Raw genomic sequence first — 3,387 nt, 5'->3', positions numbered from 1 at the left:
TCGATGATGTCAAAACCATCGAGGCCCCAGGCATAGCCCAGCCAGCCCTGGTAGAGACCACCAAGCTTGGTCTTGCGCGAGGAATTGTAATTAAGCGCGATCGACGGCTCGATGCCATGGAAGGCAGAGACGTCGACGCCGATGGCATAGCCCAGATTGCCATTGCCGGCCGTCTTCGGCAGATCCACCTTCGGCGTGCCGACCGCCTCGGGATCGCCGCTGTCGGTGGTGGTTGCAGCGGCCTCAGCTGCCGGCTCCTCAGGGGCCGCCTCGGTGTCGGTCGGCTCCTCAGCCGCGCCGCTCGTCTTGGCGTCCGTTGCCTTGGCATCCGCCGGCTTGGCGCCGACCTTGGCGGCCGCATCCGGACTGTCCGTCGCTGGCGCTCCGCCGGATGCAGCATCTCCCGAACCTGCAGCCGGCGTCTGCTGATCCGTTGAAGTGGTGCCGCTTCCCAGCGCTGCCCCGCCATTGCCGAAGCCGCCGCCAGGTGCGCCAAGGTCAGGTGAAGCGCCTTGCGCTTCCTGCGCAAAGGCTTCTATCCCCGCATTGCCTCTAATATAAGAAACAAAAGATATATCCGCGCCAAAGGCGCTCGCGGCAAGCAATGCCGCGCCAAAAAGCAACCGGTTCATGATTCCCTCGCCACCCTGTTGCTTACGAATACTCCAGCGCCATCAGACGAATACAACACCGCGTCGTCATAAAGAGCTTATCCACAGACTTATTTGCGGAGCCTGATTCGACGATTCAGTCGAGGTGAAGCGTCGCCGAGCACGGCTTTGGCCGCTTCGGGCTCGGGCAATTTTCGTGTGATTAGGCGCTCCTGTCACCCAGGTGACGGCCAATGGCTCCGGCCAGTATAAGCTCAATCTGGTCAATGCGCCTATTGCCTGATATTGCGCTCCAGAAGAGCGCTGAGCTTCACCTGCTGCCGTCAAGGGTTGGGGCCGCTATACCTCGCCCGCAACGGCGAGTTTTGGCCTGCAGGCTGTCGTCGCTCATTTGACTGACGGTTTCCAGCGTCATGTATCTGGCGCGCTGCACGGCCCATTCGTCGTTCTGCTTAAGCAGGATCGCGCCGGCGCAGCGCACGATGGCGTCATCATTTGGGAAGATACCGACGACCCTCGGTCCTGCGCTTGATCTCGCCGTCGAGGCGCTCGATCGGGTTGGTGCAGTAGAGCTTGGCTCGGTGCTCCTTGGGACCAATACTCGCCGCTGACCGTCAGCTTCCAGGCGATCCGAGCCAGCCTGTTGACCAGCGCCACCGCGGCAAGTTTGGCGGGTTTACACGCGATCAAAGCCGCTAACCATAGCCAGACCCTTTTGCTTCCGTGACGATCCGTGCCTGCGTGCGACCTGCGAGACGCTGACGTCCGGCTGGTCGCGGCGAGAGCTGCAAATGCGGCAGCGTATTCGCGAACGCCCATGCCGCTCCAGTCGCCTCCACATGCATCGCCCAGACCGCCTGGATTGCTTTGTTGCGCACGTCCGTACTCACCGCATAGCGCAGTCAAGCCCGCCCTTTCTGCCGCTTCGCTCGCTCTTCCAGGCGCTTCTGACGGCGCAATTCCGCGTGATATTCCGCCTGCTTACGTGCCGCGTCGTTGCCCGCAAAGTACTTCAGCCAGCGATCGAGCGTGTCCTTCGTCAGGCGATGCACACGGCAATATTCCATCCGCGTCAAGTGCCAGGGTGCGATACCGGTCGCTCGGCCTTGCGGTCCGGCGCGAACAGATAGACCGCCGCTGGCGGCTCGGGTCCGGCCCATGGCCGCTGCTCGCGCGCATAGACCCACAGCCGCCCGGTCTTGGTGCGCCCACGACCGGGATCGAGCACCGGAACCGGCGTGTCGTCGGCGAAGAGATGATCGGATGCAAACACGTTTCTGGCCAGCCGCTCGTGCAAGGCTTCCAGCCACCAGCAGGCGCCGCCGATCCAGCCGGCGAGCGTCGAGCGCGCCAGATCGACGCCGTGCCGGGCGAAGATCTGCGACTGCCGGTAGAGCGGGGTATGGTCGCAATATTTGCTGACCAGCACCTGTGCCAGCAGCGCCGGGGTCGCCAGGCCGCCGGCGATCAGCCGCTCCGGGGCCGGCGCTTGCGCCACCGTCTCGCAGATACGGCAGGCGTATTTGGGGCGGGTGATGCGGATCACCCGAAGCTGCGCCGGAACCCGGTCGAGCATCTCGCTGACGCTCTCGCCGATCGCATGGAGAGCGCCGCCGCAGCCCCCGCAAACCTCGCCGCCGATGTCGAGCAGCACGTCTTCGCGCGGCAGATGATCGGACCGGGGCTTGCGGTGGGATGGTCGCTTGGCCGGCTGTTTTTCGAGACTGGGACGGCTCTCCCGGATGCGGGCGATGTCGCCGTCGAGGTCTTCCAGCGCGAGCGCCAGTTGGTCGGCATCGAGGCGCTCGGAACGGCGGCCGAACTGCGCCCGCTGGAGCTTTTTGATGATCGACTGAAGTCGCTCGATCTCTCCGTCAGTCGCTCGATCTCTCCGTCGCGGCTTTCGACAGCACCCGCCATCTCGCGTACGAGACGCTGCAGGAGAGCCGGATCGGATGGCAAATCATCAAGGTCGAGCCGCATGACCGAATCTATCACAACGAGCCCAGAACCCAAGGATTCCGGGCCTTTCCGTAACGGTCGAAGTGCCGGGTGCGCGCCAGTCGATGCCCTCGATCAGCATCGCAAGCTGCGCCGGCGTCAGCGTGATGGAGCCATTGAAGCCGGCCATCACCGGCCACGCGAAGCTGCCCTGATCGAGCCGTTTTGTGAACAGGCACAGGCCGTTTCCGTCCCAGAACAGGATCTTCAGCATCGACGCCTTCTTGCCCCGGAAGGCAAACAGATGGCCCGAGAACGGGTCCTGCTTCAGCGTTTGCTGCACCAGCATGGCGAGCCCGTCGAGACCTTTGCGCATATCGGTGTAGCCCAGCGCCAGATACACCTTCACGCCCGCGGGAACGATCATCATCGTCCTGTTCCTCCGCTCTGGAGATGCTCAAGCACGGCATCCGGATCGCTGCCGACGGGCGCAAATACGCGCCGGCCGTCAGGCAGATCGATCGCCGTCATTCCATCGGGCGGCTGCACGAGGTCACGCAGCAAAAGTGCCGCTGGCGTGCCCTCAGTCAGTGCGACGGGCGCAAGCTTGGCGCGCTTCTTCTGCGCCACCCCGAACTGCACGCGCCAGCGGAACAGCTTGCCCGTGACAATCCCGTGCTTGCGCGCGACCTGCGAGACGCTGACACCAGGCTGGTCGCTCTCCAGCGCAATGGCGTGCTTTTCCGCGTCACTGAAGAAGCGCCGGGCAGGCTGCCGGCGGGCGCCCGGATCATCCTTCGATGAGGCCGTCAAGCTCGATTCCGCCGGCGTTCTG

Annotated in this window: 3 protein-coding genes and 4 pseudogenes; all 7 read right to left on the bottom strand. The window is 64.1% G+C overall.

Features of this window, described 5'->3' with window-relative positions; translation table 11 throughout:
• Positions 1 to 632 (bottom strand): annotated as a pseudogene (locus MESS2_RS29510) (hypothetical protein); the annotation flags it as partial.
• Between the two features lie 289 nt (positions 633 to 921).
• Positions 922 to 1,204, bottom strand: a pseudogene (locus MESS2_RS29505) (transposase); the annotation flags it as partial.
• Between the two features lies 1 nt (position 1,205).
• A pseudogene (locus MESS2_RS32615) lies at positions 1,206 to 1,340 on the bottom strand (IS110 family transposase); the annotation flags it as partial.
• Positions 1,341 to 1,513: 173 nt separating this feature from the next.
• Positions 1,514 to 1,663 (bottom strand): hypothetical protein, encoded by a 150-nt coding sequence (locus MESS2_RS32610; RefSeq protein WP_157357905.1) that lies wholly within the window; start codon positions 1,661 to 1,663, stop codon positions 1,514 to 1,516.
• 32 nt (positions 1,664 to 1,695) lie between these two features.
• Positions 1,696 to 2,594: pseudogene (gene tnpC, locus MESS2_RS34315) on the bottom strand (IS66 family transposase); the annotation flags it as partial.
• A complete protein-coding gene (gene tnpB, locus MESS2_RS29495) occupies positions 2,578 to 2,982 on the bottom strand; it encodes an IS66 family insertion sequence element accessory protein TnpB (protein ID WP_008878360.1) in 405 nt (134 codons plus the stop codon). The gene tnpB and the pseudogene tnpC, both read right to left, overlap by 17 nt.
• A partial coding sequence (locus MESS2_RS29490) for a transposase (RefSeq protein ID WP_040594389.1) occupies positions 2,979 to 3,387 on the bottom strand: 409 nt, incomplete at its 5' end. The genes MESS2_RS29490 and tnpB, both read right to left, overlap by 4 nt.

The sequence above is a fragment of the Mesorhizobium metallidurans STM 2683 genome (assembly GCF_000350085.1).
Taxonomy (GTDB): Bacteria; Pseudomonadota; Alphaproteobacteria; order Rhizobiales; family Rhizobiaceae; genus Mesorhizobium; species Mesorhizobium metallidurans.
Note: the sequence above shows the minus strand (reverse complement) of the source record. Positions and strands in the feature narration are given on the sequence as shown.

Coding starts and splice junctions, on each gene's coding strand:
- tnpB (WP_008878360.1), bottom strand. CDS start 2,982: ATGATGATCGTTCCCGCGGGCGTGAAGGTGTATCTGGCGCTGGGCTAC.